The sequence below is a fragment of the Sorangium sp. So ce128 genome, assembly GCF_051525245.1.
Lineage (GTDB): Bacteria > Myxococcota_A > Polyangia > Polyangiales > Polyangiaceae > Sorangium > Sorangium cellulosum_B.
Window position 1 is genome coordinate 6,117,814 of sequence record NZ_CP150313.1, and the last position, 26,722, is coordinate 6,144,535.

Here is a 26,722-nt window from a genome sequence, read left to right on the forward strand (position 1 = left end):
CTAACTCCTCAGGAGATCGGCGTCGTCCGAGCGCATCGTCTTCCGGATGCGGTAGAACGCGAGCACGATCGCGAGACCGACTGCGGCTTCCGCCGCCGCGATGGCGATGACGAAGAAGGTGAAGATCTGCCCGGCGTGATCGTGCGGGTGCACCCGGTTGTACGCGACGAGCGTGAGGTTCACGGCGTTGAGCATCAGCTCGATGCTCATCAGGAGGACCAGGAGGTTCCTGCGCAGCAGGAAGCCGATCGACCCGATCACGAACAGCACCGCCGCGACGACGAGGTAGTACTCGATGGGGACGGAGATCATGAGTGCGGCTCCTTCGCCGACAGGGTGGTGTGCCCCGCGAGGGCGCCCGGCTGCGCGGCCCCCTGATCGCCCGGCTCCGGCGACGCGGTGTTCGGGCCTTCGCCGACGGGCAGCAGCGTCGGGTCGACCTGCTTGCCGCGGGCGACCGCGACGGCGCCGATGACGGCGACGAGGAGCAGCGCGCCCGAGAGCTCGAACGGCACGATCCCCTTCGTGAAGAGCTCGTGCCCGAGCGCCTCGATGGTCCCGAGCGCCTCGGGGGCGGCCGGGACGGCCACGACCCCGGGCTTCGACGCGCTCGCGACCAGGGCGAGCGCGCCGATGCTGCTCGCCCCGAGGACGCCGGCGCCCACGTAGCGCGGCACCGCGGTGCGGGCGTCGCGCGGCGACGTCGCCGACGGGCCGAGGAGCATGATCACGAAGAGGAAGAGGATGACGATCGCGCCCGCGTACACGAGGATCTGGATCGCGGCGAGGAACTCCGCCGAGAGCATCAGGTAGAGCCCCGCGATGCCGACGATCGACGTGAGCAGGCCCATCGCGCCGCGGATCGGGTTCCTGGCCGCGACCGTGGCCAGGCCGCCGAGCAGGACGAGCAGCGACGCCAGCCCGAAGAAGGCGAACTCGAAGATTTTCACGGCGTAAGCACCCCTGTCGACGAGCGGCCCTTGGTCTGGATGTACGCCTCGAACTCCTTGCGGAACTTCCGGAGGAAGCCGAGCGCGGGCATCGCCGTGCCCTCGCCGAAGGCGCAGATGGTGTTGCCCATGATGTTGTCGGCGATCTCGTGCAGCCGATCGAGCTCCTCGATCGTCCCCTCGCCGTGCACGATGCGATCGAGGATCCGGTGGATCCAGGCGCTGCCCTCGCGGCACGGCGTGCACTGGCCGCACGACTCGTGGCGGTAGAAGCGCATCAGGTTGTGCATCGCGAGGACGGGGCACGCCTTGTCGCTGAGCACGATGGCGCAGCAGGTCCCGAGCATCGTCCCGAGCGCGCGGAACGTGTCCACGCCGAGCGGCACGTCGAGCACGCTCTGGCCGTGCCACGGGTGGAGCGGCGACTTGTCGCTCGGCGCGTTGACGACCTCGTCGGCGCGCAGGATCGGGCACGACGAGCCGCCCGGGATGACCGCGAGGAGCTTCCCGTGCTTCACGCCGCCGCCGTACTCGTAGATGAGGTCGCGGAGCGTGACCCCGACGGCCGCCTCGAAGATCCCGGGGTTGTTCACGTGGCCGCTCACGCCGAAGAGCCGGCAGCCGCCGTCCTTCAGGTGGTGCAGCGAGGAGAGCTTCGAGAAGTTCTCGCCCCCGAGCTCGAGCGCCGTGGGCACGGCCGCGATCGTCTCCAGGTTGTTCACGGTCGTCGGCATCCCGAACGCGCCGAACTGGGCGGGGAACGGCGGCTTGAGCCGCGGCTCGCCGCGCTTGCCCTCGAGCGAGTTGAGGAGCGACGTCTCCTCGCCGCAGATGTACGCGCCGGCGCCGGTGTGGACGTAGACCTCGACGGGGTAGTCGATCCCGAACGGGCGCTTGCCGAGGTAGCCCTTCGCGCGCGCCTCCTCGATCGCCCCCCAGAGCCGCGCCTTCGAGAGGTGCAGCTCGTCGCGCACGTAGATGTACGCGGCGTGGGCGCCGATCCCGAAGCACCCGATGATGCACCCCTCGACGACGGCGTGAGGGTTCTTCTCCATCAGGGTGCGGTCCTTGAAGGTGCCGGGCTCGCCCTCGTCCGCGTTGATGACGAGGTAGTGCGGCCGCTCGGGCTTCGGGGGCCACGGCATGAAGCTCCACTTCACGCCCATCGCGAAGCCGGCGCCGCCGCGGCCGCGGATGTTCGCCGCCTTCATCTCCTCGACGAGCGCCTCGCGCGTCATCCCGAGGGCGCGCTTCGCCTGCTGGTAGCCGCCGCCCTTCTCGTAGACGGACAGCTTGTGGCCGTCGGGCGTGTCGTAGTTCTTGGTCAGATAGCGCGTCAGCCGGAGCATCTCGTCACCTCGTCAACCGATCGAGGATCGCGTCCACCTTCTCGAGCGTGAGGCCCTCGTGGTAGTCGCGATCGACCTGCATCATCGGGGCGGTGCCGCACGAGGCGAGGCACTCTGCGGTGCGCAGCGTGATCTTCCCGTCCTTCGTGGTCTCGCCGGCGTGGATCCCGAGCCGCTTCTCGCAGTGGTGGAGCACCTGGTCCGCGCCGTTCAGCGCGCAGCTCAGCGTCCGGCAGACCCAGACCTGATGCTTGCCGACGGGCTCCTTGTTGAAGAGCGTGTAGAAGGTCGCGACCCCCTGGACGTGCGCCGCCGAGAGGCCGAGCTGCTCGGCGACCCAGCGGAGCACCCGCTCGGAGACCCACCCCTCCTGTTCCTGGCAGAGGTGGAGCACGGGGATGCACGCGGCCTGGCGGTTCGGGTAGCGCGCGAGGATCTTCTCGAACTCGGTTCGCCGCTCGGCGGTCAGAGCAAATTGTTCGGTCATGTCGGCTGTTGGCACGGTCCGCTGGCTCCCTGGGCGCGCCGCGCTCGCGGCGTGCCCGCTTCCACATGCAGTCGGGACCCCGCAACGCGGGTCCCTTTCAACGAGGGTCCGCCCGGCAGACCGGGCGCTACCTCGTGCGCCTCCATCTGGAGGCGCGTGCCGGAGGCGGACAGCCCCGCGCACCGGCGGCCGGGCATTCGGTTGTCCGTCGTACGGAGCCGTCCCGAGGCGCGGGCACGCTAGTGAGCGACGGTGGTCACTGTCAAGGCGCGCCGGGGGGAAACATAAAGCGGACCACACAAAGCCTGCCGCTGCCCAGAAACCGGACGGCTCCCCCCCGAGGTGGCCGTGCCCGCGCACGTGCTCGTGGTCGTGGTCGTAGACGCGCCGCCCCCCGCCTGGACCCGCCCCCCGCCTGGAGCACGTGGCCACGCGGTACTCCCTGGGTTTTCTGACGAAGACCGCGTAGCCTGCCGAGAAGTCCGCAGCGTTCTTCGTCTTTCACTTGAGAACCGGAACGCGCTTCAACTACCCTCGGCGCCCATTACGACGCGCAGGGGCGCGGACATCCGTAACAGCGAATCCCCCGCCGGAGGTGGTGCGTGTTCTGTCCGAATTGTGGGACGCAAAACTCGGAAACGGCGTCCACGTGCACGAAGTGCGGCTACAACCTGAAGAGCGCAGCCGCGCCGAAGTTCAAGGGCACCATGCTGATGAGTCAGCCGTCCTCCGGGGCGGGCGCGGCGGGTCCGCGCGCGCCGGGGGCGCCTCCGCCTCCGGCGCCTCCTGCCGGAGCGCCGCCGGGCATGGCCGCGATCCCGAGCCCGCCGCAGGGCCTCGCCGGCACGGTGGTCGGCGTCCCGCCGGCGGGGCTCGGCGCTTCGGCGGGGCCTCCGCCTGCCCCGCCGCCTCCCGGGATGGGCTACGGCTCGCCGTCCCCCGGCGGACAGCAGCCGTCTGGCCCGGCCTTCGGCGGCGCGGCCGCGAGCCCGTCGGGCGGCTATGCGCCGTTCGGCCAGCAGCCCCAGGGCGTGAACCCGCTCGGCGGCACCATGGCGATCGACCAGCTGCCCGGGTACGGCGCCCCGGGCCAGCCGCCCGGCGGCATGGGCGGGGCCGCGAGCGCGCCGCCCGGCGCGTTTCCTCCGCCCGGCGGCTACGGCCAGCCCCCTCAGGGAGGCTACGGCCAGCCCCCTCAGGGAGGCTACGGCCAGCCCCCTCAGGGCGGTCCGGGCGGGAATCCTTTCGGGCCACCCCCGGGCCAGGACCCGATGGGCGGCCTCGGCGGCGCGCCTCCCGGCTACGGGCAGCCGCCCGGTTACGGGCAGCCGCCTGGTTACGGGCAGCCGCCCGGCTACGGGCAGCCGCCTGGCGGCGCGCCTCCCGGCTACGGGCAGCCTCCGCAGCACGGCGCCAGCGGGTACGGGCCGCCTCCGGGCCAGGACCCGATGGGCGGCGGCTACGGCAGCCCCCCGGGCGGCAGCTACGGCAGCCCTCCGGGCGGCGGCTACGGCGGCTCGCCGGCTGGCGGCTATGGCAGCCCTCCGGGCGGCGGCTACGGCGGCTCGCCCGGCGGCAGCTACGGCAGCCCTCCGGGCGTGAGCGATCCCGGCTACGGCGGGTCGCCCGGCGGCGCTCAGATGTCGGCGCCCGGCCAGTTCGGCCAGGCGGCCAGCAACCTGGGCGTGTACGGCGGCGGCGGCTCGATGGCCCCGGGCGCGAAGGGTGAGATCCGCAATCCGGTCACGGTGTGCGTGATCGGGATGGTCTGCTTCCTCTACGCCCTCTGGCAGATGTGGGCGATGCTGAACGAGCTCCAGCAGGCGACGAAGGACCCCGAGTTCAAGCCCTGGTACCTCTTCATCCCGTTCCTCAACTACTACTTCCTCTGGGTGAAGGTGCCGGAGCAGGTGACTCGGGCCAAGCAGATGGCCGGCTCGCGCAACCAGCAGGCCGAGGGCATCGTGCTCTACGTCTTCCTCCCGCTCTACGCCCTCGCGAAGGACCTCAACGAGGTCTGGGACCCGAACGCGGCCTGACCCGCGCCGCGGTCCTCCGCCGTGTCGCCGTCCAGCTCGACCGAAGCCCGTTCCCCCGCTCCGTCGGCCCTGTCCCGATGGAGCGCGGCGCACGCGCGCGGCCGCGCTGCGCGCCTCGGTACCGTGGCGGCGGTTCTCGGGCTCCTCGTCGCGTGCGGCGCCCCGCTCTGCCCGTTCGCGATCGTCACCCGCCACCCCTGTCCCGGCTGCGGCCTCACGCGCGCGACGCTCGCCCTCGCGCAGGGCCACGTGGCCGACGCGCTGCGCCTCCACCCTCTCTCTCCGGTCATGGCGCCGCTCGTGATCGCCGCGCTCGCGTACAACGCGGCGATCTACGTGAAGGACGGCCGCATCGCGGCCGCCGAGGGGATGCAGGGCGCGTGGGTCACGCGGCTCGGCATCGCGCTGGCGGCCCTGATGCTCGCCGTCTGGATCGCGCGCTTCCTCGGCGCGTTCGGCGGCCCCGTCCCCGTCTAGAGCGTCGCCTCCATGCAACACAGAGCGACGGTCACCCGCACAGGAGACGGGCCCAGATCGGCGTTTTCGGCGCGGAAGCGCACTCCGGTGCGCTGAGCACCGAAAACGTCGAGATGGGCCCGTATCCGAAGCGGGTGACCGTCGCTCTCTAGCAGCCGCGAACGCGGAGCGCTTCGCCCCGGCGCCGTGAGACGGGCCGCAGGGAGCGCACGGCGTGGGCGCCGCGCCGGGGCCAGCCGCGCTCCGAGCGCGCGAGCGGGGCGCCCGCGGGCACGCCGACGCGCAGCAGCACCTCGTAAGCGCGCTCCAGATCGCTGCCGATCACGTCGAGCTGCTCGTCCGTCAGGCCCCGCTTCGCCTTGGGGAACAGGATGTCCTCCTCCTCGTCGGCGTGGTGGGCGAAAATGTCCCGCAGGAGCCGGAGGCGCGCCTCGAAGCGCACATCGGTCACGCGCGTGCGCAGCAGGTTGTCCGCCGCGAAGCGCGCGAGGCCGTGCTTCTCGTACGCGTCGTGGAGCGGCTTCCTGTCGCCGGCCATCCGCTCGGCACACACCGGGTAGAGGTACGTCTCCTCGATGCGTACGTGCGCGTCGATCATCCGGGAGAGCTGCGCGACCATCGCCGTCCGGAGGCCCGGGCTGGGCTCGGCGGCGATGCGCGCCATCAGGGCGCTGACTTCGAGATGCTGCTGCTCCAAGAGATCGAGTGCGTCCATGGGGTTCCCCTCGCGTGAAGCTCACCGCCCCGCGCCGCCGCGCTTGAGCAGCGCGTGCACAGCCCCGGATCGCGGTGCCGGGCGGCGCGGTGCAGGCGGCACCGTCGTGGCAAGGAGCGGGCCGGCGCCGGGGCGCGCGGAGCGCTGCCTTGGCTACACCGGCACGTCGGCGAGGGCGTCGCGCATCGCCGAGGCGCTGGGGAAGCGGTGGTCGGGGTGCTTGGACAGGGCCCGCGAGAGCACCTCGTCGAGCACGCGCGGGACATCACGGCGCTCCCGCCGGAGGGGCACGGGCGCGGACCGCACGATCGCGACGAGCACGTCGAGATCGCCCCGGCCCCGGAAGGGGAGCTTGCCCGAGAGGGCGTAGTAGACGAGCAGCGCGGCCGCGAACAGGTCGCTCCGCTCGGTGATCGCGCGGCTCCGCATCGCCTGCTCCGGCGACATGAAGCGCAGCGTGCCGACGAGCGACCCGGGGCTGTCCGGCGTCACGCCGTCGCCCGTGTCGACGCCGGGCTCGTGCGCGAAGCCGAGATCGATGAGCTTGACCGTCGTCGCGCCCTCCCCTGCCCCGGCGCCCCGCGCCCCGGGGACGAGCAGGATGTTGCCGGGCTGGAGGTCGCGGTGGACGACCTTCGCCGCGTGCATCGCCGCGAGGCCGGCGAGGATCTGGTCCGCGAGGGCGAGCGCGCGGCCGATCGGCAAGGGGCCGCGCTGCCGGACCTCCTCGCTCAGCGTCACGCCGTCGAAGAGCGGCATCACGAAGAACGGCCGCCCGTCCTCGAGGCGCCCCTCGCCGAGCACGGGGCAGACGTTCGGGTGGTCGATGCGGCGGGCGAGCCGCACCTCGCGGGCGAACCGGCTCTCGATCCCGGAGTCCCCCGCGTGCACGCGCCGGAGCGCCTTGAGGGCGACCGGCTCTCCCGTCGCGGCGCGGCGGGCCGCGTACACCGCGCCCATCCCCCCCTCGGCGATGAGCCGCTCGATGTGCAGTCCGTGCTCTGTACGACCGACGAGCGGATCGACGGCCAGCCGCCCACACGCCGGGGCCCCCGTGGTGATCCCGCCTACCGCCCCGGCGCCACGCCCCGGCGGGAGCCCCTTCGGCGCCCCCCGCTCGCGGCCCGCGTGGCGGACGATCCCGGAACGAGGCGGCAGCCGTCGCTCCTCGGCTGGGCCGAGGCCCGGGTCGGCAGGGTCAGGCAGCGCCTCAGCGATCACGGACCTCTCCCTGGCCGAACCGGAGGAGCAACGCAGTTGGGAGCCAGGATCCACGTAGAGAACCTCGTCAGAAATTACCTGACGAGTGTCCATGGACCAGGCCCGCCAAGCAAGCGGATTGGGTGCCTAAACGACCAATGACGTGTGGGTGCACCTCCGGCTTATGTCCCGTTTCTACTCGGTTTTTGCCCGGACGAAGCGAACCGCCCAAGGCGTTTCCGGACGGTCGGGAAAATCCTGAAGGAAATTGTGTCCCGATCCCCGTTACCTTCGCAGCGTACTCCTCACTACATGCCGAGGGCGACGACGTGGCGAAGCGTCTTGATCTCATTCTCGTGATCGACGTGGAAGCGACCTGCTGGGACGGCGACCCGCCGCCGGGCGAAGAGAACGAGATCATCGAGATCGGCGTGTGCCCGCTGGAGGTCGCCTCGTGCCGGCGCCGGGAGCGGCGCTCGATCCTGGTGCGCCCTGAGCGCTCGCGCGTGAGCCCGTTCTGTACGGCGCTCACGACGCTGACGCAGGCGGACGTCGACGCGGGCGTGTCGTTCAGGGAGGCGTGCGCGACGCTCCGGAGCGAGCTCAAGGCGCAGGATCGCCTCTGGGCGAGCTACGGCGACTACGACCGGCGCATGTTCGAGCGGCAGTGCCAGTCGCGCGGCGTGCCGCTCCCGTTCGGGCCGAGCCACCTCAACGTGAAGAGCCTCTTCGCGGTGACGCACGCGCTGTCGCGGGAGGTGGGGATGGCCGAGGCCCTGGAGCGCGCCGGCCTGCCGCTCGCGGGCACGCACCACCGCGGCGTCGACGACGCCCACAACATCGCGGGCCTGCTCGCGCACCTCCTGCTGGCCGCGCGGCGGTGACGCCGGCGGCGCCGGGCGCTCAGGCGATCGGCGCCGCCTCGAGGGCCTCGGGCTGCACCCCTGCGGCGTCCCGGGACGGTGGTTCGCTTGCGGCGGCGCCTCCGGACGACGCCGCTCGCTCGTCGTCTCTTGCGGCGGTCGCCCCGGCCGCGGCGGGCGGCACGGTCGCCGCGGCGAGGAGGTAAGCGAGGCCCGCGCCGAGCAGCAGGGCGCTGTAGCCGAGGTTCAGCGCGCACAGGGCGCCGAGGGCCATCGCGGTCGCGCCCGCGAAGGCGCAGAGCGCCCAGCACCACGGCAGCAGCGCCGACGAGACCGAGTCCACGATCTTGACCCCGAGCGGCACGAGCGAGCCCGCGAGCACGCCGAACGGCACGAGGAGCGCGATGGCGAGGAGCGCGCGCGGGAAGGCCCCGAGCCCGAGGCCCCACCGCGCGAGCGGCACGAGGCCCACCGCCGAGAGCGCCGCGGCCACGGCGAGCGCCTCCGCCACCCTCGCGGAGACCGCCGTCGCGTCGCCCGGGGCCACCCGGGCCGTCAGGTAGCCGCCCACGCCGGCCGAGACAAGGAGGATCACGAGCACGGCCGGGAGCTCGTGCGCGGGCAGGTCGAGCAGGAGGAGACCGTGCCGGAACACGGCGAGCTCGACGAGCGCGAACCCCGCGCCGATCGCGGCGAAGAACGCGAGCGCTCGGGCGGACGGCGTCGACGACGCGGTCGACGCGCGCGCCGTCTGCGCGGGCGCGTCCTGCGGCGCGAGGTGCCCGCGCCGACGGCGCGCGGCGAGCACCGGGAGCAGCACGCCGAGCGCGGAGAGGACCGCGCCGACGGCGAGCAGCAGCGCGAGCGCGAAGAGGGCCGTGTGCCCGGCGCGGAGGGCCCCGACGTCGCCGAGCACCGCGGGCAGGCGGCGCGCCGGGACGGTGTACGCGAAGAACGGCCTGTCGTCGGTGGGCGGCGTCAGATCGGCCTCCGCGGCCGCGCCGTCGGCGACGCGCGCGGCCGCCGCGGGCGCGGCCGCCGCGACGAGCAGGCTGCGGACCGGGGTCGCCGGGCGGTCGGGGGCGAGGACCTCCGAGAACCTGTGCTTGCGGCAGTGGCGGCGGAGCGCGTCGACGTCCTCGCGCGCGAGCGGCGTGCGCCGGGCGAGCAGCGCGGTCTTCTGCGCGGCGCTGCACGCGAAGAGGTGGTCCTTCGGCGCGGCCACGCCCGCGCGGCGCAGCGCCGCGGTCACGAGCGAGAGCAGCCGATCGAAATCCGCGTCCGCGCGGGCCAGGACGAGCGTGCCTTCGGGCAGGAGGCGCGAAAGGAAGTCCCCGACGCCCTCCAGCGTGTGGAGGCGGCTCTCCGAGAGCGCGAGCGCGCCGGTCGTCGACGCTTCGACCGTGTCGGCCGACGGGATCACGATGTTCCTGAAGAGCAGCGGCGTGCGCCTGGCGAAGCTCCGCCCGTCGCCCACCACGAGGTGGACCTCGGGCTTGTCGAACAGGTTGCCGCTGAAAGCGGCGTACCTCCCGCGCATCACCTCGAGGACGCCGCGGTCGCCCTCGACGGCGACAACGTCCTTCTGCCCGGCCTTGAGCGCGGCGCGCACGTCGCGCCCGCCCCCGGCGCCGACGACGAGCGCGGGGCCCTGGTCCTTGTGCAGCGCGTACGCCATGTCCTCGGGCTGCGGCGGGGGCGTCGCCTTCGCGTCGAGGATCGGGCTCGCCGCGGCGCCGCCGAGCCGCATCAGCGCCGCGCCGGCCTTCGGTCGATCGACGGAGATCAGCGAGCGCTCGGTCCAGGCCTCGTGCTCGGTCCGGTCGGGCGACGCCCGGCGGATGCCGGCGAGCCGGAGCCACGGGGCGCCGACGTCGCCGGCGAGCAGCACGAAGGAGCCGAGCACGAACGTGGCGACGAGGCCGCCGGGCGCCCGCTCCTCGCCCTCGCAGCAGCGCGACCCGAGGTAGAAGAAGATGCCCGCCACTGCGAAGAAGATCGCCGCCGCGAGCGCGGCGCGGGGCGCGCCCGCGCGGAGCGCGCCGGCCGCGGCGAGCCCGCCGAGCGCGCCGCCGACGAGATCGAGCAGGTAGAGCCGGGGCATCTCCGGCGCCGCGTGCCGGATCGCGGCCGCGAGCGCGAGGCCCGCGAGCGCGAACGGGACCGTGGAGGCCGCGTAACACAGCGCGAGCCACGGGAGCGACCCCGGCGCGGGGACGGACAGGGGCTCGCGGTGCGCGAGCAGGATGACCGCGGCGAGGGTCGCGCCCGACGCGAGCGCGGCGAGGGTCGCCATGCGGGCGAAGAGCGCCGGCGGGCGGGCGAGCGACGGCACGACGTAGAGCAGCGCGCCGCCCACGCCCGCGCCGACGAGCGACAGCGAGAGCGCGAGGAACGCGTGGATCTCGCCGAACAGCGCCGCGTAGATCCGCGCGAGCGAGATCTCGAGCAGGACCGAGGCGCACGCGAGGGCTGCGACGCCGCTGAAGAGGCCGCTCCGCTGGGGGACCCGCATGGGCCCGCTCCTACCACAGCGCGAAGCGGCGTTTCACCTCTCTCGACCGAGCGGGGCGAGCGGCCACGGCGCGAGCAGCGGCACAGGGCCGCTCGGCCGGAACCCGGGCGCGCCGCCCTGCGCCCCCGCCTCGGCCCCCGCCGGAGCGCCCTTCGCGCCGCGCGGCGGGTGCCCGCCCAGGCGCGGCGCCGCCGCGCCGCTCTGTTGGCCCAGGCGCGGCGCCGCCGCGCCGCTTTGTCTGATCGCGCGCGCGCACTCGTCGACGGTGATGCGGCGCGGCCCGTACGCGGAGGCGTTGGCCGCGTCGGCGTCCATCAGCCGGGTCGGCGTGTCGATCCCGAAATCGTCCGGGTGCCCCGGCTCGTCGAGCAGCACGTGGCCGAGCTCGTGCGACAGCGCGAACGACGCGCGATCCGCGCGCAGGCCGGCGCGATCCTCGATGATCGTGTTCCGGATCGCCCCGCCGTCGGCGAAGATGAACGACTCGCCGATCCGCCCGCCGCCCGCGAAGCTCGGGACCATCACGACGTCGACGGTCGAGGGATCGCCGTCGTCGAACGCCTTGAGCAGCGCCCGCTCCTCGACCGTGCCGGCGATCGCGTCCGTGTCGCTGAAGTGCTGGAGGCCGTCGTCGAGGTCCACGGCGCCGATGCACGCCGTGAGCGTCGCGTCGGTGCTCAGCGCGCCCGCCGCCGGCGGCTCGATGGTCGCGAGCGCGCCGCCCGGCCGCCGCACGAGCACGTCGGTGGTCCCGTAGGCGCCCGCGCCGATGGCCGGGTTGTCGGAGAGGCGCACCGAGAACCCCGCCGCGCCGATCGCCGCGGCGACGGCCCGGGCCGCCGCGTCGGGGCGCGCGCGGGGCGCGATCGCCGCGGTGACCTCGTGGCCGTCGACGCGCACCCGGATCGCGCCGCCGCTGGCCGGCAGGCCGTGGTCGCAGCCGATCGCGAGCAGGTGCGGGCGCGGCGGATCGACGAAGGTGACGTCGAGCGCCTCGGGCGGGCCGAAGCTCACGCCGCACGCGCCCCAGAGGGCGTTCGCCCGCTCGACCTCCGCGCGCGCGATGGCGAGCGCGCCCGCGTCGTCGCCGCCCATCGGCGGCGGGCCGCCGGCGCGGGGGCGCACCATGACGATCCGGAGGCGCGCGCGCGTGCGCCCGAGCGGCCCGAGCGGCGAGGCGCGCGGGCCGGCGACGCGGATCATCTGGATCTTCGGCCCGCCGGGCAGGGCGACGACGAGCGCCCCGCCGACCTCGCCCTTCACGGAGCGATCGACGATCATCGGGTGGTTGCGATCGATGTCGTCCGCGACCACCCGGAGGGGGCGCGTCGATCCGCACACGAGGCCCGGCGGCACGTCCTCCGGGCACCGCACGTGGCCGAGCGGCACGTCGGGGAGGCGATCGATCGCCCCGCCGGACGGCGCCGCGGAGTGGATGTCCAGCGTGAGCGGCAGATCCTCCGGCGCGCCGATGACGAGCAGCCGGATCGCGTCGGGATCGTCGAGGTTCGCGAACGGATCGTCGCCGAGCCGGTCCGGGGGCGTGCGCTGCAGCGAGGCGTGGGAGCGCGCCATGTCGATGCGCCGCCCGGCCCCGTCGATCGCGCGGACCTCGAACGCGCTGATCGTCCGCGCCTCGCCGAAGAGCGCGATCTCGCTGCGCCCGGCGCGGACCGCCTGGATCTCGACGCGGCGGGCGCCCGCGGGGATCGCCGCGCCGGGCTTGACCGGGCTGCCGTCGACGAGGAGCCGCAGGCCGGCGGGGATCGCCGCGGGCGCCTGGCTCGCGCCGCGCGGCGCGCGCAGCGCCAGGAGCTCCGGGGCGGGCGGCGCGCGAGGCTGCTCGCCGTCCGGCACGCCGTCGGCGTCGTCGTCGTCCAGATCGACCGCGATCAGCGCGGGCTCGGCCGCTGCGGCGCCGGCCGGGCCGAGCAGCCCGCCGAGGAGGACCGCGAGTGCAGACAGCCGCCTGTTCATGTCGTCATCGCCCTGCCCGCTCGACCTCCCCGGCCAGTCTATCGCGACTCCGGCCGAGCGCAGCCGGCGCGGCGCGGAGGGGCCGTCGGGAGCCCTCCGATGGCGGTGCGTCCCGCCCTGCGCCACGTGTCGCGCCATGGTCAGCGTCAGCGCCGTCATTTTCGGTGTCGACGGCACGATCCTCGACACCGTCGATCTGCACGCGGCCGCCTGGCAGCAGGCCTTCCGGCGGTTCGGCCGCGAGGTCCCGCGGGAGAAGCTGCGCAGCCAGGTCGGCAAGGGCGCGGACCAGCTGCTGCAGACGTTCCTCTCGCCCGAGGAGCTCGGCTGGATCGGCGCCGGGATTTCCTCGCTGCGCGACCAGATCTACGGGCGCGAGCTCCTCCCGGGCGCCCGGGCGTTCCCCTGCGTGCGCGAGCTGTTCCAGCGCGTCGTGCGCGACGGGCGCCGGATCGTGCTCGCCTCGCCGACGCCGCGCGGCGAGCTCGACGCCAGCGTCGAGCTCGCCCGGGTGGGCGATCTGGTCTCGTGGACGGTATCGGCCGACGACGCCGACAGGTCGAAGCCACGCCCCGACGTCCTCGAGGCGGCGCTCGACCGGCTCGGCAGCGTCGATCCTCGCGAGGTCGTGCTCGTCGGCGACGCGCCGTCCGACGCCGAGGCCGCGGCGAAGCTCGGCCTCCTCTCGGTGGGGTTCCTCTGCGGAGGCTTCCCTGAAATGGAGCTCCTCGAGGCCGGGTGCGCGGCGATCTACCTCGATCCGGAGGATCTCCTCGCGCGCTACGGCGCGTCGCCGCTCGCGCCGCCGGGGGAGCGGCTCGCGTCGTAGCGGCGCTCGGGCGGGCTCAGGAGGCACCGGGCGGGCGCCCGGCGCGCGCCGCGCGCGCGGCCACCGAGCGCTGGCTCTCCGGGGCGCCGAGCCGCTCCCGGAGCGCCCTCCGCTGCGCCTCGTCGATGGACGACGCGGCGGTCGCGCCGTCGCGGCGCTCCACCGAGTAGACGGCGTCGGGCGGCAGGAGATCGAGGAGCGCGGGGCTCTCGGTCGTGAGCAGGAGCTGGCGCTGGGCGGACGCGCCGCGCAGGTACTCGAGGAGCGCCGGGAGCGCGGCGCGATCGACGCCCGCGTCGGGGTGCTCGAAGCCGGCGAGCACGAGCGGGGGCTCCTGCGAGAGCGCCGTGACCATGGCGGCGAGCCGCAGCGTGGCGTCCGGCTCGTCCGCGGCGGCCCGCCAGCGCTCGCGCCCGTCGCCGTCGACGCCGTGGCGCAGCTCCGGGACGAGGAACCCGCCGGACGAGGACGCGCGGGCGCCGTCGACGTCGCCGATCACCTGGGACAGCCCGGCGAGGAACTCGTCCTGCCATCGCTCCTTCGCGAGCGCGCGGAGGACCGAGCCCCAGTTGTCGCCGCTCGCCTTGAGGCGCCGGGAAGCGCTGAGCTTCTGGGGCGAGCGCAGCGTGCGCGGCGCGAGGGAGTAGAGGACCGCCCGGCGCAGCTCGTCGAGCATCGGGGTGAGCGGTCCATCGGAGAGCAGCGGCAGGACGAGCTTCGTGCCGCTCACGGCGATGGGGGCGACGCCGCGGTACGCGAGCGTGCCGCTGCGCCCCTTGTCCTTGCGCGAGAACCCCTTCGGGCTGCCTTTCAGCCGGTCGAAGGAGACCTCGGGCGCGTCGCTGCCGGCGTCGAAGACCTCGCGCAGGCCCGGCTTGACGAGCCGCGTGAGCGCGCTGCGCTGCCACCACGCGGCCGTCTCGCTCTTGACGCGCGCCTCGCCCTCCCGCTCTCCCGGCGCGAGCTGCACGAGCCAGAACCCGTGGCCCTCGGTCCTGGAGACCGCGACCCCGAGCGTGGTGAGCGCGCCGTCGCCGCGCGCGCCCTCCAGCGCGCCGGCGCCGCGCCGGTTCGCCGCCGCCAGATCGAACGCCCCGTTGGCGCACTCGGCGAGGAACCGCACCGCGTCGAGCAGGCAGCCCTTGCCCGAGCCCGGCGGACCGACGAGCGCGGTCAGCGACCCGAGCGTGAGCTCGAGCCCAGCGCCGACGCTGCCGTAGTTGCTGACGTAGACGTGGGTGATCATCGCGGCGCGGAGCCTCGCTTCGAGGACGTCCACCGGGCAGGCCATCGCCCGTCACGGGCCGGCGATGCGCGGCCCTCGGTCTCGGTACCGTCCTGAAAATCTCCGATGCGCCCCACCCGACGAGGATCATCGAACGCCTCGCCAGCGATGTCCGCAACAAGATCCTTGCCGAAGGAGCGCCGCCCCGCGATGCGAGGCGGTCACACCCGCAGGATCGTAAGGCCCGGCACGTAATCGCGCCGGAGCCCCGCGACCCACGCGCTCTCTTCGAACGCCCTGGAGCCCCTGGAGCGTTCACCCACGGCTTCCGCCGGAGCCGCTGATCTCGCCGGTCGAGCGTCGCTTCATGAACGCCACCGGCGAGAGCCCCGCGAGCTCACGGAACTCCCTGACCAGGTGCGGCTGATCGCAGTACCCGCTCGCGAGGGCGATCTCCGACCACGACCCGCGGGCGATCTGCGCGTTCGAGACGACGCGCTGGAAGCGGGCGATGCGCGCGTACTGCTTCGGCGAGACGCCGACGGTCGCAACGAAGGCGCGCCGCAGGTTCCGCGGGCTGACGTGGAGCGCGCTCGCCGTCTCTTCCACGGTGATCCCTCCGAGCGAGAGCCTCCGGAGCGCGGCGCGCGCGACGGCCGCCGAAGCGGGCTCGAACACGTCGGGACCGAGCATGCGGCCTTCGAGGGCGCGTTCGATCACCTCCAGGCGAGCTCGCGCGGGGTCCCGCGTGACGCCGGTCCCGACCGCCACCAGCTGCTCGAGCAGGGCGTCGGCGCGTCGGCCCCAGAGATCGCGCGCTGGGACGATGCGATCGGCGAGCTCGTCCATCGGCACACCGAAGAAGGGGTACGCGCCGCCGGGTCGAAAGACCACCTGCACCGCGAGCAGGAAGCGCGGCACGCGCTTGTACACGGCGCGCGTCTTGGGCCCGAGGACGACGATGTCGGCGCGGTCCGCGTCGAGCAGGCGGAAGACCAGCGACGTCGTGCCGTCGGGCAGCAGGTCGAGGTTCGTGATCGGCGGCGCGCTGGCGCGGACGGCGACGACGAAATTGCGGAGCACACGCGACGCCGGCGCGCCGGCCTCCGGATGCGGGGCGCGCCGCGCGATGGCCTGTTCGATCGATCCCACCACGTTCGCCATCGTGGGCTCGCCTCGGACTGCCATCAACCCACCCGGCCCCGTCCCGGCCGTTTCCTCCAAGATTGCACGCCGGCACGGGCGCACGGTGCGGTCCAGCGAGGGCTCTTCAGCCCGAACCCCCAGGAGGACCACGATGAACCTCGACCACTACGTCACCCTCGGCCGCTCCGGCCTGCGCGTCAGCCCGCTGTGCCTCGGCGCCATGACCTTTGGCGAAGATCACGGCTTCGGATCCAGCGTCAAGGAGTCCGAGGCGATCCTCGATCGCTTCATCGAGCGCGGCGGCAACTTCATCGACACCGCCAACGCCTACACCAGGGGCCACTCCGAGAAGATCATCGGCGACCACATGGGTCGCCACCCGAGCAAGCGCGACCGGGCGGTGATCGCCACCAAGTTCACCGCGAACCTCTACCTCGGCGACCCCAACGGCGGAGGCGCCGGGAGGAAGGCCATCTTCGCGCAGTGCGAGCAGTCGCTGCGCCGCTTGCAGACCGACTACATCGACCTTTACTGGATGCACGTCTGGGACAGGAACACGCCCATCGAGGAGACCGTGCGGGCCCTCGACGATCTGGTGGCGGCCGGCAAGGTCCGCTACGTCGGCGTCTCCGACACGCCGGCGTGGAAGGTGGCGCAGGCGCACGGCCTGGCGGGCTTCCGCGGGTGGGCGCAGTTCATCGCGCTGCAGATCGAGCACTCGCTCCTCGAGCGCACGGTGGAGGGGGAGCTCCTCCCCATGGCGCGCGAGCTGGGCCTCGGCGTCACGCCCTGGTCGCCCCTCAAGAGCGGGGTGCTCACCGGCAAGTACACGCGGGAGAACGCCGGCAAGCACAAGGCCGATCGTGGCCCGTTCGTGCTCTCCGCGCTCACCGACAAGGCGTACGCCGTCGTCGACAAGCTCGTCGAGATCGCCCGGGATCTCGACACAACGCCGGCGCGCGTGGCGCTCGCCTGGGTGGTGGCCCGGCCGGGCGTCACCTCCACCATCATCGGCGCGCGCACGCTGGCGCAGCTCGACGACAACCTCGCCTCCCTGGAGGTGAAGCTCGCGCCCGATCAGGTGGCCGCGCTCGACGCGCTCTCGGCGCCGACGCTCGACTTCCCCGCCGGCTTCCTGCGCCTGGCCGGCGCGTTCATGAACGGCGGCACGACGATCAACGGCGAGAGCGGGCCGGCGTGGCCGATGGCGCCGAAGAACGACGGCGAGCGGTACTGAGCACGCGCCGAGCGCCCGGGCGGGGGCGCTCGTCCGAGTCTCCGTCGCGGCAGCGCCCCCCCGGCGCCCTCACGCCGTCCGCGCGAGCGTTATCGCGAGCGGCTCGCCGTCGACGTTGACCTCGCGCCGCTCGGCCTGCCCCCACGCCGCGGGCGCCGCGCCCAGCACGAGCTCGGCGGCGAGCGCCTCCTGCATGAGCATCTCGCGCGCCGCCTCGGCGACCTTGCGGGCCCGCTCGCCCCCGTCGAGCGCGAGCCGGATCCGCTCGGTGAAGCCGAGGTCGAGCTCCTTGCGCAGCCCCTGCACCCGCGAGAGGATCTCCCGGCCGAGCCCCTCGTCGCGGAGCGCGTCCGTGAGCGCCGTGTGCAGCACGACGACCCCCGCGCGGCCGCCGGCCGCCGCGAAGCCCTCGCCCGCCTCGACCGCGACGTCGATCTCCTCGGGGCCGAGCTCGACCTGCTCGCCGTCGAGCGCGATCGCGATCTTGCCCTCGGTCGCGAGCGCCGCGCGGAGCGCCGCCGCGTCGGCCTTCGCCAGGACCTGCTTCGCGAGCTGCACCTTCTTGCCGAGCTTCGGCCCGAGCGCGCGGAAGTTCGGCTTGAGCACGTAGCGGACCGCGCTCCCCTCCTCGCCGGGCTTCAGGAAGCGCACCTCGTGGACGTTGAGCTCCTCGGCGATGAGCGGCACGTGCTCGGCGAGCGCCGCCGCGAGCCCCTGCTGCGACAGCACGACGTCGGCCCGCGAGAGCGGCTGCCGCACCTTGAGCTTGTTCGCCGTGCGCACCTGCAGGCCGAGCGAGACGAGCTCGCGCACCGCGCGCATCTCGATCGCGAGCGGCTCGTCCACCGCGGCGGCGTCCGCCTCGGGGAACGCCACGAGGTGCACGCTCTCCGGCTGCGACGCGGGCCACGGCCGCCGCACGAGGTTCTGGTACATGGCCTCGGCGAGGAACGGCGTGAACGGCGCGCTCAGCTTGGCGAGCGCGACGAGCACCTCGTACAGCGTGAAGTACGCGTCGCGCTTGTCCTGGGCCGCCCGCACCGCGCCCGGGGCGATCTCCAGGGCGTCTCCGATCGAAGGGGCCCAGAAGCGCGCGCGGCTCCGGCGGACGTACCAGTTCGAGAGCGCGTCCACGAGATCGACCAGCCGCTGCGCCGCCTCGTACAGCCGGTACTCGTCGAGGTGCGCCGTCACCTCCCGCGTCGAGAGCGCGAGCTCCGACAGGATCCACCGGTCGAGGAGCGACCGCTCCCGCGCCGGCCGGTAGCCGGCGCTCGCCGCGAGCGCCGCGGGCGACGTGTCCGTCGCGCCCGGGTTCCCCTCCGCGGGCGAGAAGCCGTCGATGTTCGCGTAGATGGTGAAGAACGAGTAGACGTTCCGGAGCTTGACCGCGAACTCCTTCTGGTACGCGCGCACGTTCGTGAGCGAGTGGCGCGTGTTCGTCCACGGCGGGGAGGACACGTAGAAGAACCAGCGGAACGCGTCGGCCCCGGGCGCGGGCGTCGCCGGGTCCTCGATGAAGACGCGCTGGTCCTGCGGCAGCCTGGGCACGTCGTTGGGCATCACCGAGAGCGCCTTGTCGGCCGGCGAGAGGCCCAGGCGGTCGAGGTCTCCGCGGGAGAGCGCGACGATGCGGCGCGGGAGGCGCTTGTTGCCCGTCGTGGGCCTGAGCTCCAGCGTCATCGCCGCGCCCTCGCGATCGGCGCGGTAGACCCGCACCTTCGCCGAGTCGCCCGTGAGATCGAGCCCCTCGTAGTCCTCGCGCGCGATGATCGCGACGCCGTCCTTCGCCGCGCCGAGCCCGGCGTCGGCGCCGTCGGCCGCCGCGAACTCCATCCGGACGCGCTCGAGGATGACCTCGGGCGGCGTGTAGTTGCCCTTCGACTTGCTCTCCTTCTTGCCCTCGCGGTCGCCGACGTGCCCGAGCACGACGCACGTCTGGTACGGGTGCGGGTAGCTCCGGACCCGCGACAGCCCGAGCTTCTCCTGCGTCGCCTCGTCGAAGACCAGCGTCGAGACCATCAGCAGCGAGTAGAACCAGCCCCGCGTCTGATCGATCGCCTCGCTGATGAAGTCCGCCGGGAACGCGCGATCGAACAGCTCCTTCGAGCCCTCCGCGTGCGGGTAGCCCCACTGCGCGAACGGCATGCTCCCGCTGTCGAACCAGGCGTCGATGACCTCGGTCACGCGGCGCATCTCGCCGCCGCAGCTCGGACACGGGAACGTCACCTTGTCGATCCACGGCTTGTGGACGATGAGGTGCTCGTTCAGGCCGGGGTCGGCCTTCTTGGCGTCGCGGAAGTGGTCGAACGCGCGCGGGTTCAGCGCCTCGATCTCGGCGACCGAGGCCGGGGCGAGCTGGTGCTCCTCGTCGTTCGCGCAGACCCAGACGTTGAGCGGCGTCCCCCAGTACCGCTCGCGCGAGAGCGCCCAGTCCACGTTGTTGGCGAGGAAGTCGCCGAAGCGGCCCTCCTGGATGTGCGACGGGTGCCAGTGGACCGCGCGGTTGTTGGCGATCGCCTTGTCGATGTTGTCCCGGGTCCTGATGTACCAGGCCGGCCGCGCGAGCTGGATCAGCGGATCGTCGTCCGCGCGCCAGCAGAACGGGTAGTCGTGGCGGTACTTCTCCTCGTGGACGAGCAGCCCGCGGGCCGCGAGATCCTTGATGATCAGCGGATCGGCGTCCTTCACCCAGAGGCCCGAGAACGCCGTGAGCCCCGGCTCGAACGTGCCGTCCGGCCGCACCGCGCAGAGCATCGGGACGTCGACGCCCGGCTCGGCGAGCTCCGCGATCCGCCGCCGGTGCGCGTTGAAGTCGTCCTCGCCGAAGGCGGGCGCGACGTGGACGACGCCGGTGCCGGAGTCGAGCGTGACGAAATCCGCGCCGAGGACGACCCAGTAGAGCGGCTCTGCCTCGCCGTCCTTCCTGCGCAGGGAGGCGCCTTCGAGCGACCTCGCGAAGGCGTCGAACGGCGGGCGGTAGCGCTTGCCGACGAGCTCGCTCCCCTTGAGCTCGCGGAGGACGGGCAGGTCCCGCTTGAACTTCTTGGCGAGCTCCTCGCGCAGCGCCGCGGCCACGATGAGCTTGCCGGCCACGGGCGCCGCGCCCCCCGCGGGCGCGCCCGCGTCCACGACGACGTAATCGAACTCGGGCCGGACCGCGGCGTAGCCGTTCGAGGGCAAGGTCCACGGGGTCGTCGTCCAGGCGCAGAGCGCGGTGTCCGGCTCGTCGACGAGCGGGAACGCGACGAACACGCTGGGGTCGTCGACCGTCTTGTAGTTCGAGCCGACCTCGGCCGCGCTGAGCGCCGTCCCGCCCTGGGGCCACCACCAGCAGACGCGGTGGCCGCGGTAGAGCAGCCCCTTCCTGTGCAGCTGGGAGAGCGCCCACCAGACGCTCTCGACGTAGCTCCGGTGGTAAGTGACGTAGGCGCTGTCGAGGTCGACCCAGAAGCCGATCTTGTCGGTCAGGTTCTCCCACGCCTCGGTGTACCGGAAGACGGAGTCGACGCAGCGCGAGATGAACGGCTCGACGCCGTACCGCTCGATGTCGGCCTTGCCGTGGATGCGCAGCTCCTTCTCGACCTCGACCTCGACCGGCAGCCCGTGCGTGTCCCAGCCGGCCTTCCGCGGCACGTCGTAGCCGCGCATGGTCTTGTACCGGGGGAAGATGTCCTTCACGGCGCGCGTGAGCACGTGGCCGTTGTGCGGCATGCCGTTGGCGGTCGGCGGGCCCTCGTAGAAGACGAACGTGCCCCGCGAGGGGCCGGTGGCGCGGGTCTCGGCGCGGAGCGTCTTCTCGAAGATGCGGCGCTGCTTCCAGAAGGCGAGGATCTTCGCCTCGTCGGCGGGGAAGTTCAGCTCGGTCGCCACCCTGTCGAACAGGGGCTCGGGCGGGCCGTCGGTCGGTTTCTTCGAGGACGCTTCGGACATGGCCCGGCCTAGTAGCAAGGCCTATTGCCAGCGTCGAGGGAAGCGCTGGGCCGGCGCGGAGCGCGCGCGATGAACGGCAGGGGTGCTAGGATCTGCCGATGAGCGCGCAGCACCCGCTATTTCCAGGCAACGCGCCCGAGGTGGAGGCCGCGTTCCAGGCCGTGCCGGACGAGATGGTCGCCGAGATCCTCGACGGGGAGCTGTACACGTTCCCGCGGCCAGCGCGGCCGCACACGCGGACGGCGTCGCTCCTAGGCTCAAGTCTCACGGGCCCCTTCGATCGCGGTAGAGGCGGACCTGGCGGCTGGGTCATCCTCGACGAGCCCGAGCTCCACCTGGGAGCGCGGCCCGACAAGATCGTCCCCGATCTCGCCGGCTGGCGTCGCGAGCGCATGCCCGACCCGCTCGGCCCGGAGGACGCGCCTGCGCACTACGACGTCGCGCCCGACTGGGTCTGCGAGGTGATCTCCCCGCGCACCGAGCGCGTCGACCGGGGCAAGAAGATGCGGATCTACCGGCGCGAAGGGGTCCGCCACGCCTGGCTGATCAACCCGGTCGCGCAGACGCTCGAGGCCTACCGGCTCGACGACGGCCGGTGGTCCTTGCTCGACACGTACGAAGGCGACGAGCTCGTGCGGCCCGAGCCGTTCGACGCGATCGAGCTGCCGCTCGCCGACCTCTGGGCGCGGTGATCGCCGGCCGGGCCGGGCGGCGCGGAGCCGCAGCTCACCCCGCGCGCGGCGCCGGCAGCGCGCCGCCGAAGTCGGCGCGGATGGCGGCCACCCCGTCCGCGCCCGCCGCGAGGCAGGCCGGCGCCGAGGCCGCGTCGATGCCGCCGAGGGCGAGGACCGCGACGTTGCGCGAGGCCGCGGCAAGGCGCGCCCGCGCCTCGCGCAGGGCCGCGAGGCCGAGCGGCGGACCCTTGCCGGGCGTCGCGAAGATCGGCGAGAGCACCGCGGCGTCCGCGCCGGCCTCGGCCGCCCGGAGAACGTCGTCGACGCCGTGGCACGCGACGGAGACGAAGGCGCCCGCCCCGAGCAACGCGCGCGCGTCGGCCACCGCGACCGAGCGGCGGCCGAGGTGGACGCCGTCCGCGCCGAGGAGGAGCGCGAGATCCAGGCGATCGTTGACGAGGAACGAGGCGCCGAGCGCGGCGGTGGCGTCGCGCAGGCGCCTGCCGAGCGCGTGGAGCGCCGCGCCGGAGAGCTCGGGATCGCGGAGCTGCACCGCCACGCGGGCGCGGGCCTCGGGGGGCAGGGCGCCGAACGCCGAGAGCCGCGCGAGCAAGACCGGCTCCGGGACGTCCGCCGCCTGGGTGATCAGGGTCAACCTCGGGGTGAGCATGGGCGTCCTCCAGCGCGCCAGCGGCGGCGCGTCATCGCGCTCCGTCGCCCGGGGGGCGCTCCGCCGGGGCGCCCGCCTCGCCGAGCGCCTCGAGATCCTGCCGGGCCATCCGGGCGAACCGGCTGGCAGGATACCGCTCGACCAGGAAGCGCAAGGTGTCGACCTGGGCGCGGCGATCGCCGCTCGCCTTGAAGCGCTCGGCCAGCGCATACAGGGCCTCGCTCGGGTCCTCGTACACGCGACGATCCGGGTCGACCTCGCTCGCGCACTGGTAAGGCGCCTGCGCGACGGCGGCGAAGATCGCGATCGAGCCGAAGGCCGCGCGGAAGCCGGTGAACACGAGCGGCATTCGCCGATGAACGAGCGCGAGCGTCAAGAGGACGCCGCGGCCCCGGCGACGCCGCTCCTCCGGCCGAGCCGCGCGGGCCCGCTCGGCCGGGCGGCCGGTGACGGGGCTAGTTCAGGGAGGCGCCCGTCCGGGCGGCGCCGTTCTCGAACCCGCCCTTCGAGGCCGGGGCGCCGAAGGGCGCGTCGCCTGCGTCCTGACCGCCGGTGCTCGACAGGGGCTCGCCGCGGGCGCGCAGGAGCGACTCGTGGAGGGCGCGCGCGCTGTCGTCCCAGTCGCGCCTGCCGGCGAGCTCCGCGATCCGCGCCGGGTCGTAGTCGGCCCGGGCGGCGCGGAGCAGCGCCTCCATCAGCACGCCCGGGTTCCCCGGCGGGATGAGCTCGCCGAGCTCGGCGCTGCGCAGGACGTCGGGGATGCCCCCCACGCTCGTCGCGACAACGCGGCGCCCCGAGGCGAGCGCCTCGAGCAGGACGTTGGGCGTCCCCTCGTGCTTGCTCGGGAGCGCGAGGGCGTCGCACGCGCCGAGCCACAGCGACACCTGATCGTGCGGCAAGTAGCCGGTCACCGTCAGCCGGCCGCCCAGACGGGCGGCGGCGGCCCTGCACGCCTGCTCCTCGGCGCCGCTGCCCACGAGCGCCAGCTCGATGTCCGGGTGGACCGGCGCGAGCCGCTCGAACGCCTCGATCAGATCGAGCACGCCCTTGTCGCGGCTCAGGTGACCGACGAAGACGATCAGCCGCGAGCTCGGCGACTTGCCGAGCGCGGCGCGCGCCTCGGCGCGGTTGCGAGGCTGGAACGTCTTCACGTCGACGCCGTTCATGACGATGTCGATGCGATCGCGCGGCACGCCGAGCGCCGCGACCCCGTCCGCGAGCTTGCGGCTGACCGTGACCACCCGGGCGGCGCGCGTGAGCCCCCAGCCGAGCGGCCGCCGCATCCGCCGGTCGCGCGGGATCACGTCGATGTCCGAGCCGTGCGTCTTGATCACGGCCGGCACCCCGAGCAACCGCCCCAGACAGACCGCGGCAAAGCCGTCCGGGTAGGCGAAGGCCCCGACGATGACGTCGGGCAACGGACCGCGCCCGATGAGCTCCGGGAGCATCGACGCCGCATACAGCGGGCCGTTCAGGACGGGCGCGATCCTCGGCACGTACAGGTACCGCGGGTGCCTGACCGGCAGCCCGTCGATGACCTCCTCGCGCGGCGCACTGGCGCCGATAGGCCACTTCGAGAGGCGCTCTATCCCGGGGAACCACGGGATCGTCGCGAGCACCCGGACGTCGCAGTAGCGCGACAGCGCGGCGAACTGCCGCCGATTGTACGGCGCCTCGTCCGGGTGAACCGCGTTCGGAAAGATCTTCGTGATCAGCAAAACGCGCATCCGCCGCAAGGGCTCCTCCTCTCGAGCGAGCCGAGTCGGCGAGCGCCTCGAAAGAGGACGTCGTTCGCGCTCGGTCTCGTATTCGGTCTAGCCAGTCTCGCTCAGTCTCGTCAATCCCGCCAATCTACGCTCAGTCTCGCTCAGCCTAGCTCAGCGCCCCATTTTGCCTCGCTCAGCATCGTTCGATGTCCCATTTTGCCTCGCTCAGCATCGTATTCGCCGTGGTCAGGTTCGATTCGGTCTCACCTGGTATCGTATGTCGTTACACGTCCAGACCGACCCGCTGACCAACCCGTCCGTTGCCGTCGTCCCGTCCAGCGGCCGGCCCGGAGGCCCCCGCGGGGGTCGACCACGCGCGCGCCCGGGACGGGGCGTCGCCCCCGCGCCGCCTGGCGATGAGCTCGTCGAACAGGCGCACGTGCGCGTCGACCATCGCTTCCAGGCTGAACTGCTCGGTGAACTTCGCGGGGCCGCGCGCGCGCGCTCGCTCGCGGAGCTCCCCGTCGCGGGCGACCCGCGAGAGGTGCTCGACCAGCGCGCCAGGGTCCTTCGACGGGACGAGGAACCCGTCGACGCCGTGCTCGACGATCTCGGGGACGCCGCCGACGCGGCTCGCCACGATCGGCTTGCCGAGCGCGAGCGCCTCGAGCAGCGCGAGCGGCAGCCCCTCCCAGAGCGACGGGAGCACGTAGGCGTCGAACGCGGAGACGAGCTCCGGCACGTCCGAGCGATACCCGGGGAAGATCACCCGGTCGCCGAGCCCCGCGTCCCTGGCTCGCTGCTCGAGCTCCGGCCGGAGCGGGCCATCGCCGGCAATGACGAAGCGCGCCTGCGGCGCGCGCCGCAGCACCTCGGGCGCCGCCTCGAGGAGGTAACGGAGCCCCTTCTGCTCGATGTGCACCACGGCGCACCCGAACACGAACTCCCGCTCGCCGATGCCGAGCTCCGCGCGGATGCGCGCGCCCGCGCCGCCCTCGCGGGCGCGGGCGAAGCGCGTCCCGTCGATGCCGTTGTGGATGACACGGACCGGCGCGCGGACCTTCACGTCGTCGACAAGGATGCGCCTGAGGTCGTGCGACACGGCGACCATCTCGTCGGCGAGGTAAGCGTAGTAGCCGAACTTGCGCCGATCGAAGCCCTTCGCCCGGTTGATCTGGTTGTGCTCCGAGTAGACGACCAGCGGCCGATTCCGGAGCAGGCGCGCCGCGAAGCCAGCGAAGATGAGCGGAGCACGGTTGTGGACGTGGACGATATCGACCGAGCGCTGGTGAAAGAAGCGCCGGATCCAGAGCAGCGCCTCTGGATCGCTCTTGAGGCCCGGCAGCACCGGCCGGAGGTCCTTCGTGATCACGAGGCACTTCGAGCGCGGGAGCTTCACCTCCGAGAACAGCCGTCCCTCACCGTCAAGGCAGATCAGCGAGAGGTCGAAGCCGTGATCGCCGAGGCGATCGAGGAGGCTCAGCACCACCTTCTCGAGCCCGCCGACCTCGAGGTTGTTCACGACCATGCAGACGTTGGGCTTGCTCATATTCTCCTGAGCGGACCGTCAGGTCGCCGCGGTCGTCGTCGGAGCGCCGTGACGCGCCACCACAGCGTGTCGACCGTGCGATGAGCGTTCCGTGTCATTTTGGCTCAGGTAGGTGAGCGTATCATGACATGCGGATGCTGTTCGCTTGACTTGGCGGCGTCGCAGCAGCGCCGTGCTGGACGTCGGAGTTGCTCGTTCATCATCCCTCATCGCGCCCGCGAGCGCCTCCGCATCGGTGAGATACGCCGGGAACGCGAGCGCGCGGAGAGCGAGGTGCGGGGCCACACCCGCAGCGCCGCGCTACAGCGCGGCGATCTTGCCCTGCTCCGGCGATGACGCCGTCGCATAGAGCTTCTTCGGCATCCGCCCCGCGAGGTACGCCATCCGACCGGCCCTCACCGCGTCCTTCATCGCCTGCGCCATCAAGATCGGGTCCCGCGCGCCCGCGATGGCCGTGTTCATCAATACCCCATCACACCCGAGCTCCATCGCCACCGCGGCATCGCTCGCTGTCCCGACTCCCGCGTCCACGATCACCGGCACCTTCGCAGTCTCTCGGATGATCATCAGGTTGTACGGGTTGCGGATGCCGAGCCCGCTGCCGATCGGCGCCGCCAGGGGCATCACGGCCGCGCACCCGATGTCTTCCAGCTTACGACAGACGATCGGATCATCCATGCAGTAGGGCAGCACCGTGAAGCCCTCCTTCACCAGGATCCGCGCCGCCTCGAGCGTCGCCTCGTTGTCCGGGAACAGCGTCCGTTCGTCGCCGATGACTTCGAGCTTCACGAGATCGGACAGACCGAGCTCGCGCGCGAGCCGGCAGGTGCGGACCGCGTCCTCGACGGTGGCGCAACCGGCCGTGTTCGGCAGGATCGTGACGCGTCCCTGCTGGAGCAGCGACATCATCGACCCCTCGCCCCGCTCCTTCAAATTGACGCGGCGGAGGGCCACCGTGACGACCTCCGCGCCGGACGCTTCGAGCGCGCGACGGGTCTCATCCAGGTCCTTGTACTTGCCCGTCCCCACGAAGAGGCGGGAAGTGAACGTGTATCTGCCGATCGTCAACGCGTCGCTCGTCATCGCAGGCTCCTCGGGTCTCGACCCAGACGATCTGCTAGTCGGACCGGGACACAGGGTCCAGCGCGTCGACGAAACCCGGCGCTTCCGGCGCGCCTCGC

The 26,722-nt window shown here is 73.1% G+C and carries 22 protein-coding genes; 6 read left to right on the forward strand and 16 right to left on the reverse strand.

Going from position 1 to position 26,722, the window contains the following annotated elements; all coding sequences use genetic code 11:
* From nuoK to nuoE, 4 genes are read right to left on the reverse strand one after another with little or no spacing between them, the layout of a single operon-like run.
* Positions 1–312, reverse strand: a complete 312-nt coding sequence (gene nuoK / locus WME82_RS23110; protein WP_272093012.1) for an NADH-quinone oxidoreductase subunit NuoK — start codon at positions 310–312, stop codon at positions 1–3.
* On the reverse strand, positions 309–950 hold the full coding sequence (locus WME82_RS23115; RefSeq protein ID WP_438044572.1) for an NADH-quinone oxidoreductase subunit J family protein: 642 nt from the start codon (positions 948–950) through the stop codon (positions 309–311). The genes nuoK and WME82_RS23115 overlap by 4 nt, the downstream gene beginning before the upstream one ends.
* A complete protein-coding gene (gene nuoF / locus WME82_RS23120; RefSeq protein WP_437747648.1) occupies positions 947–2,299 on the reverse strand; it encodes an NADH-quinone oxidoreductase subunit NuoF in 1,353 nt (450 codons plus the stop codon). Before nuoF ends, WME82_RS23115 begins: the two co-directional genes overlap by 4 nt.
* Positions 2,300–2,303: 4 nt before the next feature.
* Positions 2,304–2,786, reverse strand: a complete 483-nt coding sequence (gene nuoE / locus WME82_RS23125; RefSeq protein ID WP_044965469.1) for an NADH-quinone oxidoreductase subunit NuoE — start codon at positions 2,784–2,786, stop codon at positions 2,304–2,306.
* Positions 2,787–3,388: 602 nt separating this feature from the next.
* Between nuoE and WME82_RS23130 the strand changes: the two genes are divergently transcribed.
* Both WME82_RS23130 and WME82_RS23135 read left to right on the forward strand, forming a co-directional pair.
* Entirely contained in the window at positions 3,389–4,825 is a 1,437-nt protein-coding gene (locus tag WME82_RS23130) for a zinc ribbon domain-containing protein (protein WP_438044573.1), read from the forward strand.
* A gap of 123 nt (positions 4,826–4,948) precedes the next feature.
* A complete protein-coding gene (locus tag WME82_RS23135) occupies positions 4,949–5,302 on the forward strand; it encodes a DUF2752 domain-containing protein (RefSeq protein WP_438044574.1) in 354 nt (117 codons plus the stop codon).
* Positions 5,303–5,450: 148 nt separating this feature from the next.
* Here the strand turns inward: WME82_RS23135 and WME82_RS23140 are convergent, their stop codons facing one another.
* Together WME82_RS23140 and WME82_RS23145 are read right to left on the reverse strand one after the other, a co-directional pair.
* The gene (locus tag WME82_RS23140; RefSeq protein WP_438044575.1) at positions 5,451–6,017 is read right to left on the reverse strand and encodes a hemerythrin domain-containing protein; all 567 of its coding nucleotides are present in this window, start codon (positions 6,015–6,017) and stop codon (positions 5,451–5,453) included.
* 153 nt (positions 6,018–6,170) lie between these two features.
* Positions 6,171–7,238, reverse strand: coding sequence for a serine/threonine-protein kinase (locus WME82_RS23145; RefSeq protein ID WP_438044576.1), 1,068 nt, complete (start codon positions 7,236–7,238; stop codon positions 6,171–6,173).
* A 308-nt stretch (positions 7,239–7,546) separates the two neighbouring features.
* On the opposite strand from WME82_RS23145, the gene WME82_RS23150 reads away from it, so the two are divergent.
* On the forward strand, positions 7,547–8,101 hold the full coding sequence (locus WME82_RS23150) for a 3'-5' exonuclease (RefSeq protein ID WP_012236862.1): 555 nt from the start codon (positions 7,547–7,549) through the stop codon (positions 8,099–8,101).
* A gap of 19 nt (positions 8,102–8,120) precedes the next feature.
* Here WME82_RS23150 and WME82_RS23155 read toward each other — a convergent pair whose 3' ends face one another.
* Both WME82_RS23155 and WME82_RS23160 read right to left on the reverse strand, forming a co-directional pair.
* Positions 8,121–10,595 (reverse strand): hypothetical protein, encoded by a 2,475-nt coding sequence (locus WME82_RS23155; protein WP_438044577.1) that lies wholly within the window; start codon positions 10,593–10,595, stop codon positions 8,121–8,123.
* A gap of 33 nt (positions 10,596–10,628) precedes the next feature.
* Positions 10,629–12,572, reverse strand: a complete 1,944-nt coding sequence (locus tag WME82_RS23160; protein ID WP_438044578.1) for a hypothetical protein — start codon at positions 12,570–12,572, stop codon at positions 10,629–10,631.
* A 136-nt stretch (positions 12,573–12,708) separates the two neighbouring features.
* Here WME82_RS23160 and WME82_RS23165 point away from each other — a divergent pair, with 136 nt between their 5' ends.
* Entirely contained in the window at positions 12,709–13,401 is a 693-nt protein-coding gene (locus WME82_RS23165) for an HAD family hydrolase (RefSeq protein WP_438044579.1), read from the forward strand.
* A gap of 16 nt (positions 13,402–13,417) precedes the next feature.
* On the opposite strand, the gene WME82_RS23170 is transcribed toward WME82_RS23165, so the two are convergent.
* Positions 13,418–14,680: an AAA family ATPase gene (locus WME82_RS23170; RefSeq protein WP_438044580.1), complete on the reverse strand. Its 1,263-nt coding sequence runs from the start codon at positions 14,678–14,680 to the stop codon at positions 13,418–13,420.
* A 261-nt stretch (positions 14,681–14,941) separates the two neighbouring features.
* On the reverse strand, positions 14,942–15,790 hold the full coding sequence (locus WME82_RS23175; protein ID WP_438044581.1) for a helix-turn-helix domain-containing protein: 849 nt from the start codon (positions 15,788–15,790) through the stop codon (positions 14,942–14,944).
* A gap of 133 nt (positions 15,791–15,923) precedes the next feature.
* Here WME82_RS23175 and WME82_RS23180 point away from each other — a divergent pair, with 133 nt between their 5' ends.
* Positions 15,924–17,009 (forward strand): aldo/keto reductase, encoded by a 1,086-nt coding sequence (locus WME82_RS23180; RefSeq protein WP_438044582.1) that lies wholly within the window; start codon positions 15,924–15,926, stop codon positions 17,007–17,009.
* Between the two features lie 69 nt (positions 17,010–17,078).
* Here WME82_RS23180 and ileS read toward each other — a convergent pair whose 3' ends face one another.
* Complete coding sequence (ileS, locus tag WME82_RS23185; protein ID WP_438044583.1) at positions 17,079–20,942, reverse strand: isoleucine--tRNA ligase; 3,864 nt, start codon at positions 20,940–20,942, stop codon at positions 17,079–17,081.
* A gap of 98 nt (positions 20,943–21,040) precedes the next feature.
* On the opposite strand from ileS, the gene WME82_RS23190 reads away from it, so the two are divergent.
* On the forward strand, positions 21,041–21,634 hold the full coding sequence (locus tag WME82_RS23190; RefSeq protein ID WP_438044584.1) for a Uma2 family endonuclease: 594 nt from the start codon (positions 21,041–21,043) through the stop codon (positions 21,632–21,634).
* 34 nt (positions 21,635–21,668) lie between these two features.
* On the opposite strand, the gene WME82_RS23195 is transcribed toward WME82_RS23190, so the two are convergent.
* The 5 genes from WME82_RS23195 to WME82_RS23215 form a co-directional block, all read right to left on the reverse strand.
* Positions 21,669–22,286 (reverse strand): thiamine phosphate synthase, encoded by a 618-nt coding sequence (locus tag WME82_RS23195; protein ID WP_438044585.1) that lies wholly within the window; start codon positions 22,284–22,286, stop codon positions 21,669–21,671.
* 31 nt (positions 22,287–22,317) lie between these two features.
* Positions 22,318–22,635, reverse strand: coding sequence for a tetratricopeptide repeat protein (locus tag WME82_RS23200; protein ID WP_438044586.1), 318 nt, complete (start codon positions 22,633–22,635; stop codon positions 22,318–22,320).
* Positions 22,636–22,741: 106 nt separating this feature from the next.
* The gene (locus WME82_RS23205) at positions 22,742–24,013 is read right to left on the reverse strand and encodes a glycosyltransferase family 4 protein (protein ID WP_438044587.1); all 1,272 of its coding nucleotides are present in this window, start codon (positions 24,011–24,013) and stop codon (positions 22,742–22,744) included.
* Between the two features lie 262 nt (positions 24,014–24,275).
* A complete protein-coding gene (locus tag WME82_RS23210; RefSeq protein WP_438044588.1) occupies positions 24,276–25,541 on the reverse strand; it encodes a glycosyltransferase in 1,266 nt (421 codons plus the stop codon).
* Between the two features lie 300 nt (positions 25,542–25,841).
* On the reverse strand, positions 25,842–26,624 hold the full coding sequence (locus WME82_RS23215; protein WP_437747667.1) for a thiazole synthase: 783 nt from the start codon (positions 26,622–26,624) through the stop codon (positions 25,842–25,844).
* Positions 26,625–26,722 lie beyond the last annotated feature (98 nt).

What these genes read in the sequence shown, in the direction of transcription:
- WME82_RS23200 (WP_438044586.1), bottom strand. Translation starts at nt 22,635, where the DNA reads ATGCCGCTCGTGTTCACCGGCTTCCGCGCGGCCTTCGGCTCGATCGCG.
- WME82_RS23180 (WP_438044582.1), top strand. Translation starts at nt 15,924, where the DNA reads ATGAACCTCGACCACTACGTCACCCTCGGCCGCTCCGGCCTGCGCGTC.
- nuoE (WP_044965469.1), bottom strand. Translation starts at nt 2,786, where the DNA reads ATGACCGAACAATTTGCTCTGACCGCCGAGCGGCGAACCGAGTTCGAG.
- WME82_RS23160 (WP_438044578.1), bottom strand. Translation starts at nt 12,572, where the DNA reads ATGAACAGGCGGCTGTCTGCACTCGCGGTCCTCCTCGGCGGGCTGCTC.
- nuoF (WP_437747648.1), bottom strand. Translation starts at nt 2,299, where the DNA reads ATGCTCCGGCTGACGCGCTATCTGACCAAGAACTACGACACGCCCGAC.
- nuoK (WP_272093012.1), bottom strand. Translation starts at nt 312, where the DNA reads ATGATCTCCGTCCCCATCGAGTACTACCTCGTCGTCGCGGCGGTGCTG.
- WME82_RS23140 (WP_438044575.1), bottom strand. Translation starts at nt 6,017, where the DNA reads ATGGACGCACTCGATCTCTTGGAGCAGCAGCATCTCGAAGTCAGCGCC.
- WME82_RS23175 (WP_438044581.1), bottom strand. Translation starts at nt 15,790, where the DNA reads ATGGCGAACGTGGTGGGATCGATCGAACAGGCCATCGCGCGGCGCGCC.
- WME82_RS23195 (WP_438044585.1), bottom strand. Translation starts at nt 22,286, where the DNA reads ATGCTCACCCCGAGGTTGACCCTGATCACCCAGGCGGCGGACGTCCCG.
- WME82_RS23190 (WP_438044584.1), top strand. Translation starts at nt 21,041, where the DNA reads ATGAGCGCGCAGCACCCGCTATTTCCAGGCAACGCGCCCGAGGTGGAG.
- WME82_RS23155 (WP_438044577.1), bottom strand. Translation starts at nt 10,595, where the DNA reads ATGCGGGTCCCCCAGCGGAGCGGCCTCTTCAGCGGCGTCGCAGCCCTC.
- WME82_RS23165 (WP_438044579.1), top strand. Translation starts at nt 12,709, where the DNA reads ATGGTCAGCGTCAGCGCCGTCATTTTCGGTGTCGACGGCACGATCCTC.
- WME82_RS23210 (WP_438044588.1), bottom strand. Translation starts at nt 25,541, where the DNA reads ATGAGCAAGCCCAACGTCTGCATGGTCGTGAACAACCTCGAGGTCGGC.
- WME82_RS23205 (WP_438044587.1), bottom strand. Translation starts at nt 24,013, where the DNA reads ATGCGCGTTTTGCTGATCACGAAGATCTTTCCGAACGCGGTTCACCCG.
- WME82_RS23215 (WP_437747667.1), bottom strand. Translation starts at nt 26,624, where the DNA reads ATGACGAGCGACGCGTTGACGATCGGCAGATACACGTTCACTTCCCGC.
- ileS (WP_438044583.1), bottom strand. Translation starts at nt 20,942, where the DNA reads ATGTCCGAAGCGTCCTCGAAGAAACCGACCGACGGCCCGCCCGAGCCC.